Here is a 20452-nt window from a genome sequence, read left to right as displayed (position 1 = left end):
AAACTTTTCTATCTTTAGCATAATCAGAATCGCACATCAACCGTATAGCTGATTTCGAAAGCGGGTCAATATTCGAGATGGATTCCCCTAGTTTCTTAAAAAGGAGACATTTTCTCACAAGATAGATTTCCTTTTTTGTCTTATGAAAAAGTGGTATGATAATGAACGATGTATTGAAAACTGTTGGAGGTGGGAATTTTGGCTCGTATTACAGAAGCTGAAGTTCGGCACGTCGCCGGACTTGCCCGACTTGCGATCACAGATGAAGAAGTGACGCACTTCACGGAGCAATTGACAAAAATTCTCGAGTTCGCCGAGCAACTCGATGAGCTGGATACAACGGGTGTCGAACCAACGACCCATGCCCTAGATTTGAAAAACGTACTACGCAAAGACGAGGTCCGTCCATCGCTTCCACGTGAAGAAGTCGAACGGATGGCACCTGACTGGGAGAACGGTCAAGTCCGTGTCCCTGCGGTCTTTGAGTAAGGAGGCCTTTCATGAGTTTATTTGACCACGGTGTAGCGAAACTGCATACGTTATTAAAAGAAGGCGAAGTCACGGTCACGGACCTCGTCAAAGAATCGTTCGATCGCATCGAAGCGACGGATGATCAAATCGGTGCGTTTTTGACGCTCAATGAGGATGCGTTCGAGCAAGCGAAGCGCATGGATGAGCTTGCGAAAACATCAGACAATCCGCTCTTTGGGATGCCGATCGGTGTGAAAGACAACATCGTCACAAAAGGGATGCGGACGACATGTGCTTCGACATTCCTCGAGAACTTCGTCCCGGCACACGATGCGACGGTCGTCGAGCGTCTTCATGATGCCGGTGCCGTCACAATCGGAAAGTTGAACATGGACGAGTTCGCGATGGGTTCATCAAACGAGAATTCGGCGTTCAAACCGGTCCGCAACCCATGGGACCCGACTCGTGTACCAGGAGGTTCTTCAGGCGGTTCAGCGGCATCGGTCGCAGCTGGGCAAGTCCTCTTCAGCCTCGGTTCGGATACGGGTGGGTCAATTCGTCAACCAGCCGCATATTGTGGTGTCGTCGGGATGAAGCCGACATACGGTCTCGTCTCACGTTTCGGTCTCGTCGCCTTCGCGTCGTCACTCGACCAAATCGGCCCGCTCACGCGTACCGTTGAAGACAATGCTTACTTATTGAATACGATTGCGGGTCATTGCGACATGGACTCGACGTCGGCTGAAGTCGAAGTGCCGGACTATACGGCAGCGCTCAACCAGGATTTGACGGGCATGAAGTTCGCACTTCCGGAAGAGTTCATGGCAGAAGGTGTCGCACCTGGCGTCCGTGAACAGATTGAAAAAGCGATCGAGACGCTCAAGTCTCTCGGTGCGACAATCGAGACGGTTTCGATTCCGTCTGTGAAGTATGCCCTCTCGGCGTACTACTTGCTCGCGTCGTCAGAAGCTTCTTCGAACTTGGCTCGTTTCGACGGTATCCGTTATGGAAGTCGCGCCGAAGCGGACACGCTCGACGAAGTGTTCACATATTCGCGTGAACAAGGGTTCGGGGACGAGGTCAAACGCCGGATCATGCTCGGGACTTATGCCCTCAGCTCTGGTTACTATGATGCGTTCTACAAGAAAGCCCAACAAGTCCGTACCCTCATGAAGCAGGACTTCGCGAAAGTGTTCGAAGAGTATGATGCCATCGTTGGACCAACTGCTCCGACGACAGCGTTCAAACTCGGCGAACAGCTCGACGATCCGCTCACGATGTATGCGAACGATATCATGACGATTCCGGTCAACTTGGTCGGTATCCCGGCTATCTCGGTTCCGGCAGGTCTTTCAGAAGGACTTCCGGTCGGTCTTCAAATTATCGGGAACTACTTTGATGAATCAACACTTTACCGCGTGGCCCATGCTTTTGAACAAGCAAACGGCGGTTTCAAGATGCCACAGCTCTAAGGAGGACGTACGATGAACTTTGAAACGATCATCGGGATCGAGGTGCACGCCGAGCTGAGCACGAAGTCGAAGATTTGGTGTGGCTGCTCACGCACTTACGGTGCCGAAACGAATACACAGACGTGTCCGATTTGTCTCGGACACCCGGGCGTCTTGCCTAAATTGAACGAAGAAGCGGTCAACCTCGCCATCAAAGCGGCAATGGCACTCAACTGTGAGATTGCGACAGATACGAAGTTCGACCGCAAGAACTACTTCTACCCTGACACGCCGAAAGCGTATCAAATCTCGCAGTTTGATAAGCCGATCGGTTCAAACGGTCACGTCGACGTCGAAGTCGACGGAGAGATGAAACGATTCCGCATCGAGCGCGTGCATTTGGAAGAAGATGCTGGGAAGATGAACCATACGGACGAGAAGCACTCGGTCATCGACTTCAACCGGAGCGGTTCACCACTCATCGAGATTGTCAGTGAAGCAGACATGCGCTCACCGAAAGATGCGGTCGCGTATCTCGAGCGCTTAAAAGAAGTCCTCTCGTTTGCTGGCATCTCGGACGTCAAGATGGAGGAGGGGTCACTTCGCTGTGACTGTAACATCTCGGTCCGTCCATTCGGGCAAGAGAAGTTCGGTACGAAGACGGAGCTCAAGAACTTGAACTCGTTCTCAAACGTCTTGAAGGCACTCGACTATGAAGAGACGCGTCATCGCAAATTGCTTCTCTCAGGTGGCGTCATGCGTCAAGAGACGCTCCGTTACGACGAAGCGGCGAAAAAGACGATTCTCATGCGTGTCAAAGAAGGGGCATCGGACTACCGTTACTTCCCAGAACCGGACCTCGTCCGTCTTGAAATCGATGAGGCATGGAAAGAGCGCATCCGCGCGACGATTCCAGAGATGCCAGCAGCACGTCGTGAACGCTACATGAGCCAATACGGTCTCTCGGCATACGACGCAAAAGCCCTCACGTCGACGCGTGAGTTCTCGGACTTTTTCGAAGCGACGACAGCGGCCGGTGCGGAGCCGAAAGCGGCAGCGAACTGGCTCATGGGTGAAGTGCTCGGTCACTTGAACAAGTCGGATGAAACGATCGAGACGATGAAGTTGACACCGGAATCACTCGCTGAGCTCATCCGCTTGATTGCGGAAGGGACGATTTCATCGAAAATCGCGAAGCGTGTCTTCACGGCGATGATGGAAGAAGGTGCTGAGCCGAAAGCATATGTGGAAGCGAACGGACTCGCCCAAATCTCGGACGAGAACTTGCTCCGTGGCTACATCCTCGAATTGTTCGAGGCGCATCCGCAAATGATCGAAGACTTCAAGAACGGGAAAGACCGTGCGAAAGGCTTCATCATCGGCCAAATCATGAAACAGACGAAAGGGATGGCGAACCCGGCACTCCTCGATGGCTTGTTCCACGAAGAGATCGCGAAACGCTAAGCAGGCGGCGAGACACTTGTGTCTCGCTGTTCGCTCGAGTTGAGCATAGGGGAGAGAATCAATATGCAACGGAAACGTGCGCGGGTCATTTATAACCCGACATCTGGTAAAGAAGTGATCAAACGGGAACTCCCGTACATTTTGAACCGCCTCGAGGATGCGGGTTATGAGACGTCGACGTATGCGACGAAAGCGATTGGTGATGCCACGCTCGAAGCAAAACGGGCCTCAGCGGCCGAGTTCGACCTCATCATCGCCGCAGGTGGAGACGGGACATTGAACGAAGTCATCTCCGGGCTCGCACCGCTTGAGAATCGTCCGACAATCGGACTCATTCCGGTCGGGACGACGAACGATTTTGCCCGGGCGATGCGGATTCCACTGAGTGTCGTCGGCGCACTCGACGTCATCTGTGACGGGTTCGAGATGCAGGTCGACCTTGGGGAAATCAAAGGCGAAAAAGGTGACATCCATTATTTCATCAATATCGCCGGCGGTGGCATCATGACCGAGATTTCGTACGAGGTGCCATCGAAGTTGAAGACAGCGCTCGGACAGCTCGCCTATTACGTGAAAGGGATGGAGAAACTGCCTCTCATCAAACCGACGTATATCGAACTTGAGCACGATGAAGGAACGTTCCAAGGCGAGGTCATGGTCTTCCTCACATCGAACTCGAACTCGGTCGGTGGATTTGAAAAAATCTCACCACACGCGTCGTTGAATGACGGGTTGTTCGATCTGTTCATTTTGCGGAAATGTAACTTGTTCGAATTCATCCACGTCGTCCGCCTACTCCTGCGGGGTGAGCATTTATCCAGCTCACTCGTCGAGCACGTGAAGACGAGCCGCGTCCGGATGAAGACGACCGAGCCGATGAGTCTCAACATCGACGGCGAGTATGGCGGGGAGTGTACAGGTGAGATGCGGAACTTATTCCGTCACTTGACGGTGCTCGCGCCGAACGCCCGAATTCGCGAGATGGAAGATTTGAATGCACAATATGAACGCGAACAGATGATCAAGCAATTGTTCAATGTTTCGCTCGATAAAGCAGAGTGAAAAGATAGGAATGACGACATCTGTCATTCCTATTTGCAATGGAAGGAGCATTCGTATGCTACCAGTGAAAAAGAATGATCGTCTCGATGTCCACGTCCACGACCTGACCCACGAAGGGGCGGGTGTGGCACGTGTCGACGGCTATACGCTGTTCGTGCCGAACGCGTTACCGGGTGAGACGGTCGAAATCGTCGTGACGAAGACGAACAAGCAGTACGGGTTCGCCCGGTTGTTGAACGTGAAAGAAGCGAGCGCCGACCGCGTCGAGCCACCGTGCCCGATTTTTTATCAATGTGGTGGCTGTCAGCTGCAACACTTCAGTTATGAAGGACAACTTCGCCAGAAGCGAGAACGCGTCGTCGATGCGCTCAAGCGTCTCGGGCAGTTCGACGTGCCGGTCCATGACACGATCGGGATGCCTGAACCTTGGCGCTACCGCAACAAGGCACAAGTCCCGTTCAAACAAGAAGGAGACCGTCTCGTTTCAGGCTTCTATCGCCCTCGTTCCCATGACATCGTTGAGATGAGCGAATGTTTGATTCAAGATGAGCGCAATGATCAGGCGATCCAAGTCGTCCGTGATGTGTTGGATGCACGTGGCGTACCGGCGTATGACGAGAAGACAGGACGTGGGGTCATCCGTCACGTCATGGCCCGTTACGGGTACCATTCGGGTGAACTCATGATCGTCCTCATCACGAAGACGACGAAACTAAAAGGCGTGAATGAGATTGTCGCCGATATCGTCGAGCGTCTTCCAGACGTGACGTCGATCATGCAAAACGTCAACCCGGACAAGACGAACGTCATCCTCGGAGCGACGAACAAGTTGCTCTATGGTCATGAGACGATTGAGGATAAAATCGCAGGACTCACGTTCACGATTTCTCCGCACTCGTTCTTCCAAGTCAACCCGGTCCAAACGGAGAAGTTGTACGGGAAAGCGCTGGAGTACGCACAACTGTCAGGTACGGAACAAGTCGTCGATGCCTATTGCGGTATCGGGACGATCAGCCTTTTCCTCGCCCGGAAAGCGGCACACGTGTATGGTGTCGAAGTCGTTCCGGAAGCGATTGAGGATGCGAAACAGAATGCGCTCGTCAATGAGATCGATAATGTGACGTACGCATGTGGTGCAGCGGAAGATGTGCTTCCAGAGTGGAAGAAAGAGGGCGTAAACCCGGACGTCATCGTCGTCGACCCACCACGTAAAGGCTGTGCCGAATCGTTCCTTGAGACGATGGTCGAGATGGGACCGAAGCGAATCGTATACGTCTCGTGTAACGTCGCAACACAGGCGCGCGATATGCGTTACCTCGCCGACCGAGGTTATCGCTTGATGGAAGTGACACCGGTCGACATGTTCCCGCATACGGCGCATGTGGAGACGGTGGCGTGGATGTCTAGGGAATAAATACACTAGCTGTTCAAGCATTGATAGAGCAAGGTTTATAGGGTTTCACTTAAGTTTATTTTATGTTAATAAACAGGTGGGACCCTTTTTATTATTGGCTTTAGATGCCCTGAAAATCGGGGTTGAGTTGATAGAATAGATTTTGGATGGGGGAGTCGACAGAATAGATGTAGGGCATAACTGTGTTGTATTTAGACTAATCATATAGTTAGAAATCGCATTGAATATTATTAGTCTAAAAAAACATAAGTGCCAGGAGGTAAGGAGATGCCTGATCAACGTAGAGTGATATGCTTCCCAATAGGTAGACAGATGAAATAACCAATCTGTTTATTCTATTGGGGAGCATATCAAACACCAACAGGGAAAGAAAAATGGAGTAAACGAACCATTGATGTCATGTTTAGCAATGAAAAAATATATTGGTGTAGTGAGGCTATTGAATGCCGGGGAACATCAAGAGAATTATGTTTCTGAAAATAATCATCCAGCAATCATTTCAAAAGAGCAATTTGAAGCGGTGCAGATTGAAAAGAAGAATAGAAGCAATGTTGTGAAAACTGATGATGGTGTAAAAAGAAAGAGTAGGAAGTACAGTTCGAAGAGAAAGAAATAATAAGCTAAAAAAAATATTTGATAAAAATCTAAGCTTGTTCGACTTACTTTGACAGAAAAATAATGTAAAGGGGGGATGATAATTTGAAAAAAGAAATAAATTATTATCCAACTAGTGCACAAAATTTTACCATTGATGAATGGATTTGTATGTTACAAGAAAATAGTGGTTTTACTCCGGTGAACTGAACCCTGAATGAGCACTTTTTATCAAGTGTCTATCATTCAGGGTTCAGTTCATTTTCCGAGCGGTTTAGTTTGCTGTTTATAATGCTTTTCTAAAGCCTGCTGAATAAAGAATGTACAATATAATGAATTTTTGTGATTGTATGTTCGACAATATATAAGAGTTGTTCCGTAAAACAGTTGGTTTTGTTATGCTGTTCTTTTATAATTTTTCACTTTTGCAATAGAACTTGATTCGAATCAATTTTTATTTCATAGAAACATCCTATGCTAGAGTCATCAACAAGGAATACAAATGAAAATGAAATTGGAGGGAATCAACATGCAAAGATATATATTAAGTAAAAAGAATTCCATTACACTGATCAGTGCAATTTTGATTGCACTTGCATTCTTCGGACGATTTTCCTTAGACAACATGGCCATTTTCAATTGGTCGCTCATCATTGCATCTATTCTTGGTGTAGCACCAATTGCGATTCAAGCCTATCAGGCATTAAAAGTAAAAGTTGTCAGTATTGATGTTTTAGTTACCATTGCAGTTATTGGGGCAGTATTGATTCAAAATTATGAGGAATCAGCCATCGTTACTTTCTTATTCTTATTTGGTTCTTACTTGGAGCAACGTACCTTGAACAAAACACGTTCTGCCATTAAAGAATTAACAGAGCTGGCACCAGAAAGTGCTTTAAAGCAAATGGAAAACGGAGAATTTGAAGAAGTAGATGTCGATGATGTAGACGAAGGTGATATTTTATTAGTTAAAACGGGTGCAAAAGTTCCGGTAGATGGAACAGTGTTAATTGGTGAAGGTCACATTAATGAAGCAAGTATTACTGGAGAATCGCTACCTGTAAGTAAAAAGGTTGATTCTGAAGTATTTGCAGGATCTATCTTAGAAAATGGAACGATCCAAATTCGAGCTGATCGTGTTGGAGAAGATACAACATTTGGTAGAATTATCGAATTAGTGGAAGAGGCGCAGGATTCCAAATCAGAAGCAGAACGTTTCATTGACCGATTCTCAAAATACTATACACCAGCTGTGTTAGTCCTTGGTTTTATTGTTTGGTTTTTCTCAAAAGATATTGAACTAGCTATCACGATTCTTGTTTTAGGATGTCCAGGTGCATTAGTTATCGGGGTACCTGTATCCAACGTTGCCGGTATCGGAAACGGTGCACGTAATGGTGTCCTCCTAAAAGGTAGTGAAGTTATCAATGACTTTAGCAGAGTAGATACTATCGTTTTTGATAAAACAGGAACATTGACAGTAGGAAACCCTGAAGTTGCCGAAAAAGAATTTTACGGAAAAAATACTGAAGAGGTTCTAGGATATTTAGCAAGTGTGGAGCGTGAATCGGACCACCCACTAGCGAAAGCTGTCCTACAGGATATTGGCGAGACAACTTTCTCTACTGTTGAAGAAACCGAAGTCGTTAAAGGTGGCGGAATTGTAGCAAAAATAGGTGTTCATCGTATAGCCGTTGGTAACGTAGCTTTAATGGAAAAGGAAAATGTGAAATTAAGCGAAAAAGCTAAAAAAGACGTCGAACGCTTTGAGAAAAATGGGAATTCTCTTGTGTTAACTGCGGTCGACGGAGAATTAAACGTTCTGATGGGTATTCGGGATCAAATCCGTCCAGGTGTTAAAAAAGATCTTCAAAAACTGAAAAAACTAGGGGTCAAAAACCTTGTCGTTCTTTCTGGGGACAACCAAGGAACCGTAGATTTAGTTGCTAGAGAACTTGGGTTAACAGAAGCACATGGTCATATGCTACCGGAAGGAAAATCTGCTTATATCGAAAAAATGCAAGCAGAAGGCGGGATCATTGCCTTTGTCGGTGACGGAGTGAATGATAGTCCTTCACTAGCCTTAGCAGATATCGGAATCGCCATGGGAAGTGGAACAGATGTTGCAATTGAAACATCAGATGTTGTTTTAATGAATTCTGACTTTAGTCGTTTACCACACGCATTAGGCTTAACAAAATCAACTTCAAGAAACATGAAACAGAACATTACCATAGCAGTTGGTGTGGTATTAGTCTTACTTGCCAGCCTACTATTTAGTGAATGGATGAATATGTCAATCGGGATGTTGGTTCATGAAGCAAGTATCTTAGTAGTCATCTTGAATGGTATGAGATTGCTTCGATACCGTTTGAGAGAATAATTTTAATAGAAACCAGTCTTGATGAATGATAAAGGGGAAGTATTCAGGTAGGAAGAACAAAATACTCCCCTACTTTTTCTTAAAACTTGATTTGCATCAATTTCATTTCGTTGAACCTGAACTATACTTAAATTGTAAAAAAAAAGAAGAGGGAAAACAAAAAAATCAAAGATAAGATGAAAGGAGAAATAATTCATGCAAAAAGGAGTTATTCAATTAGAAACATTATCTTGTCCATCTTGTATGCAAAAGATTGAAAATGCGGTGAAAGGATTAAATGGGGTTAATCAAGATAGCTTAAAAGTATTATTTAATGCTAGTAAAGTAAAAGTAGATTTTGATTCAGAAACGATCACCATTAACGATATCGAAAAAGCCATTGAAGACTTAGGATATCCAGTCGTCAAATCAAAAGTAAAATCGGCCTAAGACCAAAAAATCACAAGAAAGAGGGAACGAATAATGTCTGAACAAACATTTTCTGAACAAACATTTAACGAAGTAATAACAAACCATTTTGAAAAACTTGATTTATACACCACTGCAATTACACGGGCCCATGGTAAGAATCACCCAGAAGCCTTTGAAGTACGTGAATTGTTTGAAACAATTAGTGGAAAAGTAAAAGACGCAGGTACGAACAAACCTGACTTAGATGCTGAATTTGCTCAATTACGAAAAATCACAGACAACTACACCATTCCTGGAGATGTATGTGAAACGTATGCAGGCACATTCGAGATGTTATCAGAAGTAGATAAAGCATATCAGGCTTTAAGGAACTCAAAAACAAAAGAATAGATTGGTTTACGGTCGTTAAAAAATGAAGGGGGAAATGATTTATGCAAAAAGCAACGATTCAATTAGAAACCTTATCTTGCCCATCTTGTCTCCAAAAGATTGAAAATGCGGTGAAAGGAATAAACGGTGTGAATCAAGATAGCTTGAAAGTAATGTTCAATGCAAGTAAAGTAAAAGTAGATTTTGATTCAGAAGCAGTCGCTATTAACGATATCGAAAAGGCAATTGAAGACTTAGGATATTCTGTTGTCAAATCAAAGGTAAAACCTGCTTAATCGAGTGAATAGAAAGGAATCCTAGGATGCCCTCTTAGGCTTTTTATAAAAGGGAGAGGTTATTTTGGAACAAAACCAATGTTGTCATCACCAACATGGACATGCAGAATGTATTCGCATTGTTCCCATTTTCAACCATTTGGAAGACTCACAAATGGATTTGATTGCGGAATCTGCCAAGATACTTCATCTTAAAAAAGGGGAAATGTTATTCCGTGCAGATGAGGAAGATGATACCTTATATATTATCAATTCAGGTAAGGCTCGGATTTACCGCTTAACGGATTCTGGAAAAGAACAACTTGTTCGCATTTTAAATCCTGGTGATTTTACAGGTGAAGTCGCCGTTTTCCAACCTGGAAGTATTCATGAGAATTATGCGGAAGCACTACAAAATACATCCATTTGTTTAATTAAACGAGGTGATTTACAGAAGTATTTGGTGGAATATCCGCAGATCTCATTAAAAATACTGTCAGAAGTAACGATGCGTTTAAAGGATTCTGAAAAACAAACCACACAAGTAGCGATTGAAAATGTAGAAACCCGCATCATATCCTTTTTAGCTGAGAATGTTGAAAAGGGAAGTGGCGATAGTCCAACGATTATCTTACCAATGTCCAAAAAGGATTTAGCCTCGTATCTTGGTACCACACCAGAAACAATCAGCCGTAAATTTACTACTCTAGAAGAACTTGGATTGATTAAACAGTTACCGAAAAAGAAAATTAAAATAATGGATTTAGATCAATTGTTACTTCATACTGAATAAATATAAGCAGAGTAGCGTGCCATCATCTAACGTGTTAAGTTTAATAGTACAAAACATAAAATAACAAACCTTTTAGCAATCCAATTAGCATATAAAATGGATTGCTAATTTTTGTTGATTTAACAATGTTTATCTACAAAAAGTGAACTGAACCCTGAATAAGCACTTTTTATCAAGTATCTATCATTCAGGGTTCAGTTCATTGACTCAATCGGGGGCTTTTTTGCAAACAGCCGAAAGGGGAGTCGGAGATGAGGAAAATCATTGTACTTGAACATCTGTCATTGGACGGTGTGATTCAAGCACCGGGTGGGAAGGAAGAAGATTTGAGTGAGGATTTCATGCATGGGGGATGGACGGAGCCGTTTTCGAGTCAAGAGCTTGGCATTTGGATTCGGACGCAAATGCATAGTGAGTTTGATTTGTTGCTCGGGCGAAAGACTTATGACCAATGGGCGAGTTATTGGCCGAACCATGATGATGTCTGGCGGGAAGCCACTCGGGCGATGAAGTATGTGGTCACGCGGCAATCACAGGATTCACGATGGGAATCAACGACGTTTCTGACAGAACCGGTCGAAGCGTTAAAACGAATCAAACAAGAAGAGGGATCCGATTTACACGTCTGGGGAAGCAGCGAACTTGTGCATACGCTACTCGCGAACGATCTCATCGATGAAGTTCGACTGATCGTGTATCCCATCATCATCGGTTCAGGCAAACGACTTTTTCCGGACGGCAACATCTTGCCACTACAACTCGACGTAATCGAGCAACAGCTGATGCCGAACGGGGTCCATGTCGTTCGGTATGGGCGCTTTCAATCGGAAGGGAAGAAGAGATGAAAATCGAGCAACACCTCGAGATGACCGTTTCAGAATCGATGGATAAGGAACTGACCGAGCTACTGCAACACGCGTTTCCTTCAATTTATCCGAATCGTCGCGTATGAAGACGAACGGATCATTGGACAAGTCGGGTTAGACTTTCGTGTGATGAATATGAACGGAGAACCGATTCACGTGCTCGGCATCATCGATCTGTGTGTCCGGGAAGAAGTTCGGGGACGTGGGGTCGGACGGGCCCTGATGCAAGAAATCATTGCCCTCGGAAAAGAATACTCAATCGACTTTCTTCTGTTATTCGCAGACCAACCAGACCTTTACGAACGCATCGGGTTTCACACGGTATCCAACACATGCACGTGGCTTCAAATCAATGATGAGAACCAGACGACACGCGGGATTGGTGAGACATCATTTGACGAACTGATGGTACGAGCGGTCGGGGATAAGCGATGGATGGAAGGAAAGCTCGATTTATTAGGATACTTATACTAAATCGGAACATCTTCATGTTGATTAGGTGATTGAGAACGAAAAATATAACAGTAATCTTTAGGAGGGATTGAATGAAGCAATATACGTTTCGAACTCGTAACGTCCCGCTTTCCCTGCATGATGCGGTCATCACAGAAGCGACTGTGACGGGTTCGACAATCCGTCTCGTCTTTATGGATGGGATCCGTGACTTGTTCAAAAGGGAAGCGGTATGGACGGGTCGTGCCACCGTGACCATCTCGAACGTGGACCGGGATGCTTCGTCGCTCGTCCGTTTTGGTGAATCGTCTTATTCGGTGTGTCCGATTGAACAATTGGGTCAGTTCGTTCAAATGGGGCGCTTCGAGATCGTCGATGAATTATACGGGTATCGGCAACTGTTGTTCCGCTGCATGTGGTTGACGGATACGACATGTGAGACGGTGGAGTTGAATCTTTCCCATGCAAGCGAGCTCGTCATTCGATGGGAAGACGAGTCGGTCGAAGCGATGTATGAATCTGAATCATTTTGAGGAAAGTGTGAGACCGACGTGATCGGCGACCGCTCGCGCAACATCTGACTTCGAGCGATGGTCGGTCATAATTTTTTCTGCACGGATGTCAGATTCGAATGCGGACTGGCAGCGGTCGATCTGCGCTTTGCCCCAAGAGTTGAACCATTCGAAGCGTTTATTCAGTCGCTTCACGAGCGTCTGTCGATTCGCTTCAAGGATGAGGTGACGTACGTCGATCCCGTCCCGCTGAAGTCGACCGATGATTTCATCTACATACTTTGCGTCCACCAGTGTCATCGGAACGAGGATGACCCCATCGAAGGACGTGGCAATCTTCGACAGCATTCGATAGTTGAACTCCCTCCATTCCGGATGGTGCTGAAAATCGGACTGTTGAAGACTTTTCGGCAATTGGTCCCGAATGAAAAAGCCAGCCTGCTCCGGGTCATAGAGAAACGCGTTCGGCAATTGTTTCTCAAGTATCTTGGCACAGGTTGTCTTGCCCGAACCGAATGCACCGTTAATCCACAAAATCATTGTCATCATCCTTTCGTGTTTCTATTCTCTACGACTACAATGGAGTCCTACAAAAAACACCCCATAGTAGCGGAATTCGAATTCCATCTACTATGGGGTGTTGTCATGCTGTCTTAGGATTAGGGGATTCTGTTTCTCGTAACGCATCGACTCGTTTGTATTCTTCAGTATCGGTCCACATCTCGTCTTTCAACGGATTGAGACGTCGTTTCATAATACGTGAAACCTGCATGACGGCGAGCACGACGTTGAGGGCGAGACTGATGAGGGCGAGCGTCCAGTTCGCTGCCGGATTATAAGAGACGCTCACATTGAACGTACTGCCGACCGCAAAGAAGTAAGGGAAGGTCATAACCCACATCATCCAAATTGAGAGCGTTTGGGCACGGTTCTGCATCCATGTTCCTTTCGCCCAAAGGAGAGCAGGGATGGTCGCGGCAATGTTTAACGCAAATCCGGAATAAAATGCGTTACCTGGTGCACACGAATAGACGTAGGAGATGTTCCAAATCCCATATGCGATGATCCACAATTTCGTCTGGTCCGGCCAAATCATATCGACTCGCTTACCGGACGTCGCAAAGATGCCGAACCAGCCACAAATGGTGAGGATGTTCAAAATTCCGGCGAAGGCGTTCACGTAGTTCCACCCACCGGAGATGTAATTCATACCGTCGACGACTCCATCAAATCCCATGAAGCCGACTTGAAACTCCCGTATAACGGCCTCCATGATATTGATGGCAAGAATGGCCGGGACGAGTACTAAATACCAAGGATGTTTCTTATGGTAGTTCGTGAAGCGGATGACCATGTAGATGAGCGCGCCGGCGAGTGCCGAATACACCTTCACCCAATGGAACCACGACGTGATTTCCGAATCGACGACAAACAACCAGATTGGAGTCAGTGCGATCGGTAACGCCATGAACATAAGTTGGCTCGCCCGTTTACCAGAACGGACGAACTCGTTAAACCCCATCAGCAGTCCAAGGACGACGAACCACATGACGACGTTATACCAAGGCATTGATTCGAAGAAAAACATAACATGACACTCCTTTCGAAAATGAGATAAACAGAAATAAATGCAATGGCTAAACATACCGAACGTTCGTTATGTTTATGTGAAAATTGTAACAAACTATTGTAAGCGCTGTCAATAAGAGGTGGGAGCTCACATGGAAGTGTCGAAAGTTCGCCACATCATTATGGTATAATGAGCGTTGAAAACAGAGGAGGGTGCGAGATGATGATGAACGAAGGAAAGTTGAAAATCTTACAAGCTGCGCGTGAAATCATCGTCGAACAGGGCATCAAAGGCACGACGCTCCGAGGGATTGCGGAGCGGGCCGGATTCAGTACGGGTGCGATTTATCATTACTACACGTCCAAAGAGGCGATTCTATATGACGTGATGGACGAGGGGCTCGGTGAGGTAAAACGCATTGAGACCGTCTCCCATGACGATCGAAAGGAAGCGACGGTGATCATCCAGGAAATCTATGAAGGTATGCAGGAGCGCCTTCAAAAAGATGCGGAGAGCCGACTTCAATTTTATCTCGCCCACGAAGCGATGATTGGCAATGAGGAGATCGAACAAAAGTTCAGAGAGAAATATCAAGACTGGATCACACGGATTGAGACGATCTTTGTACGGGCTTACGGAGTCGAGCAAGGGCCGATGACTCAGGCGGTCGCCACATGGACGATGGCCGGGATTGACGGGATGGTGCTCCAGACGCTACTTCGCACGGGAACGATTGAACCGGAATACACGAATCGTGTGCTTCATTACTTATTGACCGAAGGATTCCCGCACTTTTTTCAACTCATTCGCTCGAAAGAAACGGATCATGAGTAATGTCAGTTGATACAATCCGACGGACATAATAGAATAGATGAGTGATTTTGTTGGACTGTATGGATGAAAGGAACTGATTTTACGATGAAAGAAAACTTTTGGCGCGACCTTCCGCGTCCGTTCTTTATACTTGCCCCGATGGAAGATGTGACCGATGTCGTCTTCCGTCATGTCGTCGCCCACGCGGGACGCCCGGACGTCTTCTTCACAGAATTCGCGAACTCGGACAGCTATTGCCATCCGGAAGGAAAAGGAAGCCTCCGTGGTCGTTTGACGTTCACTGAGGATGAGCAGCCGATGGTCGCCCACATCTGGGGAGACAATCCGGAATATTTCCGTCAAATGAGTATCGGGATGGCCGAGATGGGCTATAAAGGACTCGATATCAATATGGGTTGCCCGGTCCCGAACGTGGCGAAACGTGGGAAGGGGAGCGGTCTTATTCTCCGTCCGGAAGTTGCGGCTGAGCTCATTCAAGCAGCAAAAGCCGGTGGTCTCCCGGTCAGCGTCAAGACACGACTTGGCTATTCGAAGCTCGATGAGTGGCGTGACTGGTTGACGCATCTCTTGAAACAAGACATCGCCAACTTGTCGATTCACTTGCGCACGCGCAACGAGATGAGTAAAGTCGACGCGCACTGGGAAATGATCCCAGACATCGTAAAGTTGCGGGACGAGATTGCGCCGGATACGCTCATCACCATCAACGGGGACATCCTCGACCGTCAAATGGGACTCGAGCTCGTTGAAAAATACGGGGTCGATGGTGTCATGATCGGTCGCGGGATTTTCAAGAACCCGTTCGCGTTCGAGAAAGAACCACGCGAGCATTCGATGGAAGAACATCTTGATCTATTGCGTCTGCAACTGGACCTTCAGGATAAATTCCAGGAAGACGTGCCGCGTTCGATTTCGAACTTGCACCGTTTCTTCAAGATTTATGTCAAAGGATTCCGTGGGGCGAGCGAGCTCCGTCATAACTTGATGGAAACGAAATCGACGGATGAGGTACGAGCGTTGCTCGATGCCTTTGTCGAGAAATATCATGAAGAAGAGGCAGCACTCGCTGAGGCGGTCTCGACAGTCGAATAGTTTTTGAAGGGGGTCAGTGAATACTGAGTCCCTTTTTTATATGAAAAATAGTAGATGACGATGAAACGTTTCATATGGTCGATTCGTATGTAATGAGTGGAAAGAAGAGGAGGGGTGAAGATGAGCGAATGGTGCGAATCAGCAGTCGGGCTTGGACTTGTATTTGGCACGGTTAGCGGAATCGTCATCTCTTTATTAGTTGATTTTCCGTTTATGTACGGTATTGTCATCGGTTCAATCATCGGATATGTGATTGGTCTTTTCATATCCATTCGTGCAATCAAACGATAGCGACCCATTACAGAATTTTCGAGCGGGAAAGCCCACTCCTTTAGGGGTGGGATAAAAGCTCGGCAGGATGCGGAGTGTCAGTAAAGAGTCCGAAGGTTTTGGCGCTTTAAGTATCTGGAAATCTTCTTGTTGCAGTTTGTTGGTTAAACTGACACGATATGAATATGGAAACCAACTATAGAAGAACTCATATTACTGTTTCTCTAATCAATTATCACTTCGTCTTCTGTCCTCGATACAGAAGAAAGATATTCCTTCGTAACGATGTAGAAACACGTTTCAAAGGTTTGATGTCCGAAATATGCGAAGAACTGAATATCAACATTATAGCCTTGGAATGCGAGAAAGATCATACGCATATGTTCCTTAACGCCCCTCCAACACTGAGTCCTGCTGACATCATGGCAAAAATAAAGAGAGTAACATCTAAAAAGTTAAGAGAGGAATTTCCTCATCTTCAACATTTGCCGAGTCTCTGGACACGATCCTATTTCGTCTCCACCGCTGGAAATGTATCGAGCGAAACGATTAAACGTTATGTTGAACAACAAAAAACAAGGGGGTGACACCGTGTCCCAGACGTTGACGGTCAATATCAAGCTTCATCCTACCAAAGAACAGGAATCGATTCTAAAAGATATGATGGCGACATACATCGAGACGACCAACCGACTTGTCTCGGACATGGTGAAAGCCGAGGTGACGCTCAAGTTGACGAGCAAGAATGTCTCCTCGCCCTTGCCTAGTGCCGTCAAGAACCAGGTCATCAAAGATGCCCAGAGTGTCTTCCGGAAAGTGAAGAATTCGAAATACAAGGTCGTCCCTGTCCTGAAGAAACCTTATTGCACATGGAACAACCAGAACTATTCGTTCGATTTTGAGTCCGTTTTTCTTCCAATCATGGTAGACGGGAAGGTCAAAAGGACAGAGATCCGTGCCGAGATGGTCGATCGAGACAATCGTAACTTCTCCCTTCTGAATAACAAGCTGGGTACGCTTCGTATCACGAAGAAGTCAAATAAATGGATGGCTCAAATCGCTGTCACAATCCCCACGACGGAGAAGACCGGTACGAAGGTTCTTGGTGTCGACCTCGGTCTCAAAGTCCCGGCGGTCGCATCGACCGATTGCGACAAGGTGAGGTTCTTTGGGAACGGTCGTGAAAACAAGTGCATGAAACGCAAGTTCCGGGCGAGACGGAAAGAGCTCGGTCAAAAGAAGAAGCTGAACGCGATCAAGGAACTGGACAACAAGGAGCAGCGTTGGATGAAAGACAAGGATCACAAAGTGAGCCGTGAGATCGTCGACTTCGCAAAAGAGAACAATATTTCTGTCATTCGCCTAGAGAAGCTGGCGAATATCCGGCAGACGGCAAGAACAAGCCGTAAAAACAATAAGAATCTGCATACATGGTCGTTCTATCGCTTGGCATTATTTATCGAGTACAAGGCGAAACTAGAAGGGATCAAGGTTGAATATGTCAATCCTGCACACACATCTCAAACATGCCCTTCTTGCGGGAGTCGGAATAAAGCGAAAGACCGTACCTATTCGTGTTCTTGCGGATTTAATAAACATCGAGATGTAGTCGGTGCGATGAATATCCGAACCGCACCTGTGGTTGATGGTAAAAGTCAATCAGCCTGAGAATCTATATGATCTGTCTCAGGAGGGGTGATGGCACACCCTCATCTGAAGGCTTGAGCAAAACAGAAATGGACTGCGCTCGCACAAGCACTTCAGAATCCCACGGTTTTAATCGTGGGAGTGTCAATAAAACAAGAGGGGGCTTTTACATGAGTGAATTCCAATTTATTGTGAGCGATCACCCACTAAAAGAAGTCGAAAATCCATATGTCGAGTTCTTATCTATCAACGAGGCCATCCAAAAAGGATTCGAGTTGCCTGACATTCTGACAGACGTTGAGGACCTCGACCGTGATGAAAAGATTTTGATGAACGTCGAGTCGGAAGAGCAGCTTGACGAGATTGAGATTAAACATAGTCTCTATTATGCTGTGGAGAACGTCGAGGCGTATTCTTCAAAACTGCACGTAGTAGAGTTGCGTTGGCGTTATTCCGATGCGAGAGCCGAACAGCTCGTCGAGTATATAACCGACCATTTGAAGACGGCGGAGGAAGTCGAGATTTGGAAAGTGTGGGTCGATGAACAGACCGAGCCGAAAGTTCAATCCATCAAGCTCGACGAGTTGACGATAGATGCATTACGATTCTTAGGCGAAGTCGGATTCGTACGACCGGAGTGCCTTCGAGTGACAACATCCTAATCCGCATGCAAATAACGTATTATCCTCCCTGACGAGATTTCTCGTTAGGGATTTTTGATTTCTCGCCTCACTTGAATAAAGACTGCTATATTATGGGGAGAAGAGTCAGGAGGGAATACCATGCATATTCTAATCGTAGAAGACGACCGGACGATCGCCTCCGGTCTCCAATATTCACTCGAACAAGAACAATTTAGAACAACGTTATGCCAAAACGTGGCTGACGCGACGCTTATGATTGAACAACAGTTACATACAATTGATTTATGCCTCTTTGATTTGTCACTGCCAGATGGGAGTGGATATGACTTATGTCGGCTCGTGAAGCAACAACAAGACATCCCTGTCATCTTTCTGACGGCATTCGATGATGAAGTGAATGTGGTGATGGGACTCGATATGGGAGCGGACGACTACATCACGAAACCGTTCCGTGTCCGAGAACTCGTTTCACGAATTCACTCGGTACTTCGTCGATACAATAAAAACGTACGCTCGCCTCTGTTGACGATTGGTCCAGTTGAAATCAATACGCAAGATGCAAAAGTAAAAAAGAATGGGGACGAAATTTTGTTGACAGCGCTCGAGTATCGTTTGTTGCTCATCTTTGGGAGGCATAAAGGGCAAGTGTTGTCACGGACCCAGCTACTTGATCAGATTTGGGATGTGGGTGGGGAATTCGTGAACGATAATACGTTGACCGTTTATATTAAGCGACTCCGCGAGAAACTAGAGGATGATCCACAACAACCGATGCTTATTACGACGGTGCGTGGAATCGGATACAAGGTGGGGCGTTAATATGTTGCGAAACCAAGAAATAAGAATATACTTGTTCACTTGTCTATTTTTCATTGGAATAGCTGTAGGTATTGCCTTCTTATTCATGTCCATAGAGGCGGCCGTTCTGGTCGTCCTATTAGCAATCATACTTTTCGGCGTTACGTATCGTTTCACGGCATGGCGTTATCGAGAAATCGAGCAGCTCTCGGGATATCTTCAAGAAATCAGTAATGGCAACTATACATTGGATGTCCGTGATAATCGCGAAGGGGAGCTCAGTTTGTTAAAGAGCCAACTCTACAAAGTGACGAAAATGCTATCTGAACAAGGAGCGCATCTTGAAGAAGATAAACAGAAGTTAACGGATGCGATCTCCGATATCTCCCATCAATTGAAGACACCGCTCACCTCGATGACCGTCATGGCGGATCTCCTCAGTGACCCTCGTCTATCCGAGGAAAAGCGTCAAGAATTCACCCATAACATACAAGTACAACTTGAACGAATGGAGTGGCTCTTGTCTTCTCTTCTCAAACTATCAAAAATTGATGCCGGGACAATACATTTCAAGCGCGAATTGGTATCCGTCCCTGCGCTCATTGAAGCCGTAGCGGAACCGATGCTCGTACCGATTGATATTAAAATGCAACGACTTCACGTTCAAGGCGAAAAAGATGTTACATTCGAGGGTGATTTGAAGTGGACGACAGAGGCACTCATCAACATCTTAAAAAATTGCGTGGAGCATACGCCGGAACAGGGCGATGTATTCATCGAGTTCAGTGAAAATACGCTGTATACAGAAATTGTGATTCGTGACACGGGGATTGGCGTCGCAAAACAAGACCTCCCGTACATTTTCCAACGGTTTTATAAAGGTGTGAATGCGAGCGAAGAAAGTGTCGGGATTGGGCTTGCCATGGCACACAGTATCATTATGAGCCAGGAAGGTGAGTTGACTGTTCGAAGCGAACCTGGGGTCGGAACGGATTTTCATATTCGCTTCTATAAAGCAGTTGTCTGACCGCTAAGTGACGAAATCGTCACTTTCGAGTCACAGACGAGTCACACTCACT

24 protein-coding genes are annotated in these 20452 nt (G+C 46.2%); 22 read left to right on the top strand and 2 right to left on the bottom strand.

The window, feature by feature from the left end:
- Positions 1-198 precede the first annotated feature (198 nt).
- The 14 genes from gatC to KNO68_RS07825 all read left to right on the top strand — a co-directional run bounded on the left by gatC (position 199) and on the right by KNO68_RS07825 (position 12539).
- On the top strand, positions 199-489 hold the full coding sequence (gene gatC, locus KNO68_RS07890) for an Asp-tRNA(Asn)/Glu-tRNA(Gln) amidotransferase subunit GatC (protein ID WP_012727041.1): 291 nt from the start codon (positions 199-201) through the stop codon (positions 487-489).
- An 11-nt stretch (positions 490-500) separates the two neighbouring features.
- Positions 501-1943: an Asp-tRNA(Asn)/Glu-tRNA(Gln) amidotransferase subunit GatA gene (gene gatA, locus KNO68_RS07885; protein ID WP_215112291.1), complete on the top strand. Its 1443-nt coding sequence runs from the start codon at positions 501-503 to the stop codon at positions 1941-1943.
- A gap of 12 nt (positions 1944-1955) precedes the next feature.
- Positions 1956-3386 carry an Asp-tRNA(Asn)/Glu-tRNA(Gln) amidotransferase subunit GatB gene (gene gatB / locus KNO68_RS07880; protein ID WP_215112290.1) on the top strand — a complete coding sequence of 477 codons (1431 nt, stop codon included), beginning with the start codon at positions 1956-1958 and terminating at the stop codon, positions 3384-3386.
- 63 nt (positions 3387-3449) lie between these two features.
- Entirely contained in the window at positions 3450-4448 is a 999-nt protein-coding gene (locus KNO68_RS07875; protein WP_215112289.1) for a diacylglycerol kinase, read from the top strand.
- 55 nt (positions 4449-4503) lie between these two features.
- Positions 4504-5862: a 23S rRNA (uracil(1939)-C(5))-methyltransferase RlmD gene (rlmD, locus tag KNO68_RS07870; protein WP_215112288.1), complete on the top strand. Its 1359-nt coding sequence runs from the start codon at positions 4504-4506 to the stop codon at positions 5860-5862.
- A 394-nt stretch (positions 5863-6256) separates the two neighbouring features.
- The gene (locus KNO68_RS07865; protein ID WP_214687297.1) at positions 6257-6478 is read left to right on the top strand and encodes a recombinase family protein; all 222 of its coding nucleotides are present in this window, start codon (positions 6257-6259) and stop codon (positions 6476-6478) included.
- 507 nt (positions 6479-6985) lie between these two features.
- Entirely contained in the window at positions 6986-8839 is a 1854-nt protein-coding gene (locus tag KNO68_RS07860; protein ID WP_078147400.1) for a heavy metal translocating P-type ATPase, read from the top strand.
- A 195-nt stretch (positions 8840-9034) separates the two neighbouring features.
- Positions 9035-9268: a heavy-metal-associated domain-containing protein gene (locus KNO68_RS07855; protein WP_054788693.1), complete on the top strand. Its 234-nt coding sequence runs from the start codon at positions 9035-9037 to the stop codon at positions 9266-9268.
- A gap of 33 nt (positions 9269-9301) precedes the next feature.
- The gene (locus KNO68_RS07850; RefSeq protein WP_214687296.1) at positions 9302-9640 is read left to right on the top strand and encodes an iron-sulfur cluster repair di-iron protein, ric; all 339 of its coding nucleotides are present in this window, start codon (positions 9302-9304) and stop codon (positions 9638-9640) included.
- A 41-nt stretch (positions 9641-9681) separates the two neighbouring features.
- Complete coding sequence (locus KNO68_RS07845; RefSeq protein WP_074033862.1) at positions 9682-9915, top strand: heavy-metal-associated domain-containing protein; 234 nt, start codon at positions 9682-9684, stop codon at positions 9913-9915.
- A 64-nt stretch (positions 9916-9979) separates the two neighbouring features.
- Positions 9980-10687, top strand: a complete 708-nt coding sequence (locus KNO68_RS07840; protein WP_251024873.1) for a Crp/Fnr family transcriptional regulator — start codon at positions 9980-9982, stop codon at positions 10685-10687.
- 251 nt (positions 10688-10938) lie between these two features.
- A complete protein-coding gene (locus KNO68_RS07835) occupies positions 10939-11532 on the top strand; it encodes a dihydrofolate reductase family protein (protein ID WP_215112286.1) in 594 nt (197 codons plus the stop codon).
- Between the two features lie 150 nt (positions 11533-11682).
- Positions 11683-12027 carry a GNAT family N-acetyltransferase gene (locus KNO68_RS07830; RefSeq protein WP_251024872.1) on the top strand — a complete coding sequence of 115 codons (345 nt, stop codon included), beginning with the start codon at positions 11683-11685 and terminating at the stop codon, positions 12025-12027.
- Between the two features lie 71 nt (positions 12028-12098).
- Positions 12099-12539 carry a hypothetical protein gene (locus KNO68_RS07825; protein ID WP_215112285.1) on the top strand — a complete coding sequence of 147 codons (441 nt, stop codon included), beginning with the start codon at positions 12099-12101 and terminating at the stop codon, positions 12537-12539.
- On the opposite strand, the gene KNO68_RS07820 is transcribed toward KNO68_RS07825, so the two are convergent.
- Together KNO68_RS07820 and KNO68_RS07815 are read right to left on the bottom strand one after the other, a co-directional pair.
- On the bottom strand, positions 12531-13058 hold the full coding sequence (locus tag KNO68_RS07820; RefSeq protein WP_215112284.1) for an AAA family ATPase: 528 nt from the start codon (positions 13056-13058) through the stop codon (positions 12531-12533). The two genes, KNO68_RS07825 and KNO68_RS07820, sit on opposite strands and share 9 nt — an antisense overlap.
- A gap of 103 nt (positions 13059-13161) precedes the next feature.
- Positions 13162-14106, bottom strand: coding sequence for a DUF5692 family protein (locus tag KNO68_RS07815; protein ID WP_214687293.1), 945 nt, complete (start codon positions 14104-14106; stop codon positions 13162-13164).
- Positions 14107-14307: 201 nt separating this feature from the next.
- Between KNO68_RS07815 and KNO68_RS07810 the strand changes: the two genes are divergently transcribed.
- The 8 genes from KNO68_RS07810 (at position 14308) to KNO68_RS07775 (ending at position 20400) form a co-directional block, all read left to right on the top strand.
- A complete protein-coding gene (locus tag KNO68_RS07810; protein ID WP_214687292.1) occupies positions 14308-14922 on the top strand; it encodes a TetR/AcrR family transcriptional regulator in 615 nt (204 codons plus the stop codon).
- An 84-nt stretch (positions 14923-15006) separates the two neighbouring features.
- Positions 15007-16014 carry a tRNA dihydrouridine synthase gene (locus KNO68_RS07805; RefSeq protein ID WP_435528646.1) on the top strand — a complete coding sequence of 336 codons (1008 nt, stop codon included), beginning with the start codon at positions 15007-15009 and terminating at the stop codon, positions 16012-16014.
- 120 nt (positions 16015-16134) lie between these two features.
- A complete protein-coding gene (locus tag KNO68_RS07800; RefSeq protein ID WP_214687290.1) occupies positions 16135-16305 on the top strand; it encodes a hypothetical protein in 171 nt (56 codons plus the stop codon).
- A gap of 164 nt (positions 16306-16469) precedes the next feature.
- Positions 16470-16871 carry an IS200/IS605 family transposase gene (gene tnpA, locus KNO68_RS07795; RefSeq protein WP_078147392.1) on the top strand — a complete coding sequence of 134 codons (402 nt, stop codon included), beginning with the start codon at positions 16470-16472 and terminating at the stop codon, positions 16869-16871.
- A gap of 4 nt (positions 16872-16875) precedes the next feature.
- Complete coding sequence (locus tag KNO68_RS07790; protein WP_078147391.1) at positions 16876-17952, top strand: RNA-guided endonuclease InsQ/TnpB family protein; 1077 nt, start codon at positions 16876-16878, stop codon at positions 17950-17952.
- A gap of 149 nt (positions 17953-18101) precedes the next feature.
- Positions 18102-18593, top strand: coding sequence for a hypothetical protein (locus tag KNO68_RS07785; RefSeq protein ID WP_215112283.1), 492 nt, complete (start codon positions 18102-18104; stop codon positions 18591-18593).
- A 120-nt stretch (positions 18594-18713) separates the two neighbouring features.
- The gene (locus KNO68_RS07780; protein ID WP_214730383.1) at positions 18714-19394 is read left to right on the top strand and encodes a response regulator transcription factor; all 681 of its coding nucleotides are present in this window, start codon (positions 18714-18716) and stop codon (positions 19392-19394) included.
- A 1-nt stretch (position 19395) separates the two neighbouring features.
- Positions 19396-20400 (top strand): sensor histidine kinase, encoded by a 1005-nt coding sequence (locus tag KNO68_RS07775; protein ID WP_214730384.1) that lies wholly within the window; start codon positions 19396-19398, stop codon positions 20398-20400.
- The last annotated feature ends 52 nt before the right edge of the window (positions 20401-20452 follow it).

The sequence above is a fragment of the Exiguobacterium sp. s75 genome (genome assembly GCF_018617145.1).
In the GTDB taxonomy this organism is placed as follows: domain Bacteria; phylum Bacillota; class Bacilli; order Exiguobacteriales; family Exiguobacteriaceae; genus Exiguobacterium; species Exiguobacterium profundum.
This window is presented reverse-complemented; position numbering and strand designations above follow the sequence as displayed.

Bases quoted from the DNA above. Each gene is read 5' to 3' on its own strand.
- KNO68_RS07785 (WP_215112283.1), top strand. From the start codon at position 18,102: ATGAGTGAATTCCAATTTATTGTGAGCGATCACCCACTAAAAGAAGTC.
- gatB (WP_215112290.1), top strand. From the start codon at position 1,956: ATGAACTTTGAAACGATCATCGGGATCGAGGTGCACGCCGAGCTGAGC.
- KNO68_RS07780 (WP_214730383.1), top strand. From the start codon at position 18,714: ATGCATATTCTAATCGTAGAAGACGACCGGACGATCGCCTCCGGTCTC.
- KNO68_RS07865 (WP_214687297.1), top strand. From the start codon at position 6,257: ATGTCATGTTTAGCAATGAAAAAATATATTGGTGTAGTGAGGCTATTG.
- KNO68_RS07825 (WP_215112285.1), top strand. From the start codon at position 12,099: ATGAAGCAATATACGTTTCGAACTCGTAACGTCCCGCTTTCCCTGCAT.
- KNO68_RS07815 (WP_214687293.1), bottom strand. From the start codon at position 14,106: ATGTTTTTCTTCGAATCAATGCCTTGGTATAACGTCGTCATGTGGTTC.
- KNO68_RS07800 (WP_214687290.1), top strand. From the start codon at position 16,135: ATGAGCGAATGGTGCGAATCAGCAGTCGGGCTTGGACTTGTATTTGGC.
- KNO68_RS07850 (WP_214687296.1), top strand. From the start codon at position 9,302: ATGTCTGAACAAACATTTTCTGAACAAACATTTAACGAAGTAATAACA.
- gatA (WP_215112291.1), top strand. From the start codon at position 501: ATGAGTTTATTTGACCACGGTGTAGCGAAACTGCATACGTTATTAAAA.
- KNO68_RS07855 (WP_054788693.1), top strand. From the start codon at position 9,035: ATGCAAAAAGGAGTTATTCAATTAGAAACATTATCTTGTCCATCTTGT.
- KNO68_RS07860 (WP_078147400.1), top strand. From the start codon at position 6,986: ATGCAAAGATATATATTAAGTAAAAAGAATTCCATTACACTGATCAGT.
- KNO68_RS07845 (WP_074033862.1), top strand. From the start codon at position 9,682: ATGCAAAAAGCAACGATTCAATTAGAAACCTTATCTTGCCCATCTTGT.
- KNO68_RS07805 (WP_435528646.1), top strand. From the start codon at position 15,007: ATGAAAGAAAACTTTTGGCGCGACCTTCCGCGTCCGTTCTTTATACTT.
- KNO68_RS07810 (WP_214687292.1), top strand. From the start codon at position 14,308: ATGATGATGAACGAAGGAAAGTTGAAAATCTTACAAGCTGCGCGTGAA.
- tnpA (WP_078147392.1), top strand. From the start codon at position 16,470: ATGGAAACCAACTATAGAAGAACTCATATTACTGTTTCTCTAATCAAT.
- rlmD (WP_215112288.1), top strand. From the start codon at position 4,504: ATGCTACCAGTGAAAAAGAATGATCGTCTCGATGTCCACGTCCACGAC.
- KNO68_RS07820 (WP_215112284.1), bottom strand. From the start codon at position 13,058: ATGATTTTGTGGATTAACGGTGCATTCGGTTCGGGCAAGACAACCTGT.
- KNO68_RS07775 (WP_214730384.1), top strand. From the start codon at position 19,396: ATGTTGCGAAACCAAGAAATAAGAATATACTTGTTCACTTGTCTATTT.
- KNO68_RS07835 (WP_215112286.1), top strand. From the start codon at position 10,939: ATGAGGAAAATCATTGTACTTGAACATCTGTCATTGGACGGTGTGATT.
- KNO68_RS07875 (WP_215112289.1), top strand. From the start codon at position 3,450: ATGCAACGGAAACGTGCGCGGGTCATTTATAACCCGACATCTGGTAAA.
- KNO68_RS07830 (WP_251024872.1), top strand. From the start codon at position 11,683: ATGAATATGAACGGAGAACCGATTCACGTGCTCGGCATCATCGATCTG.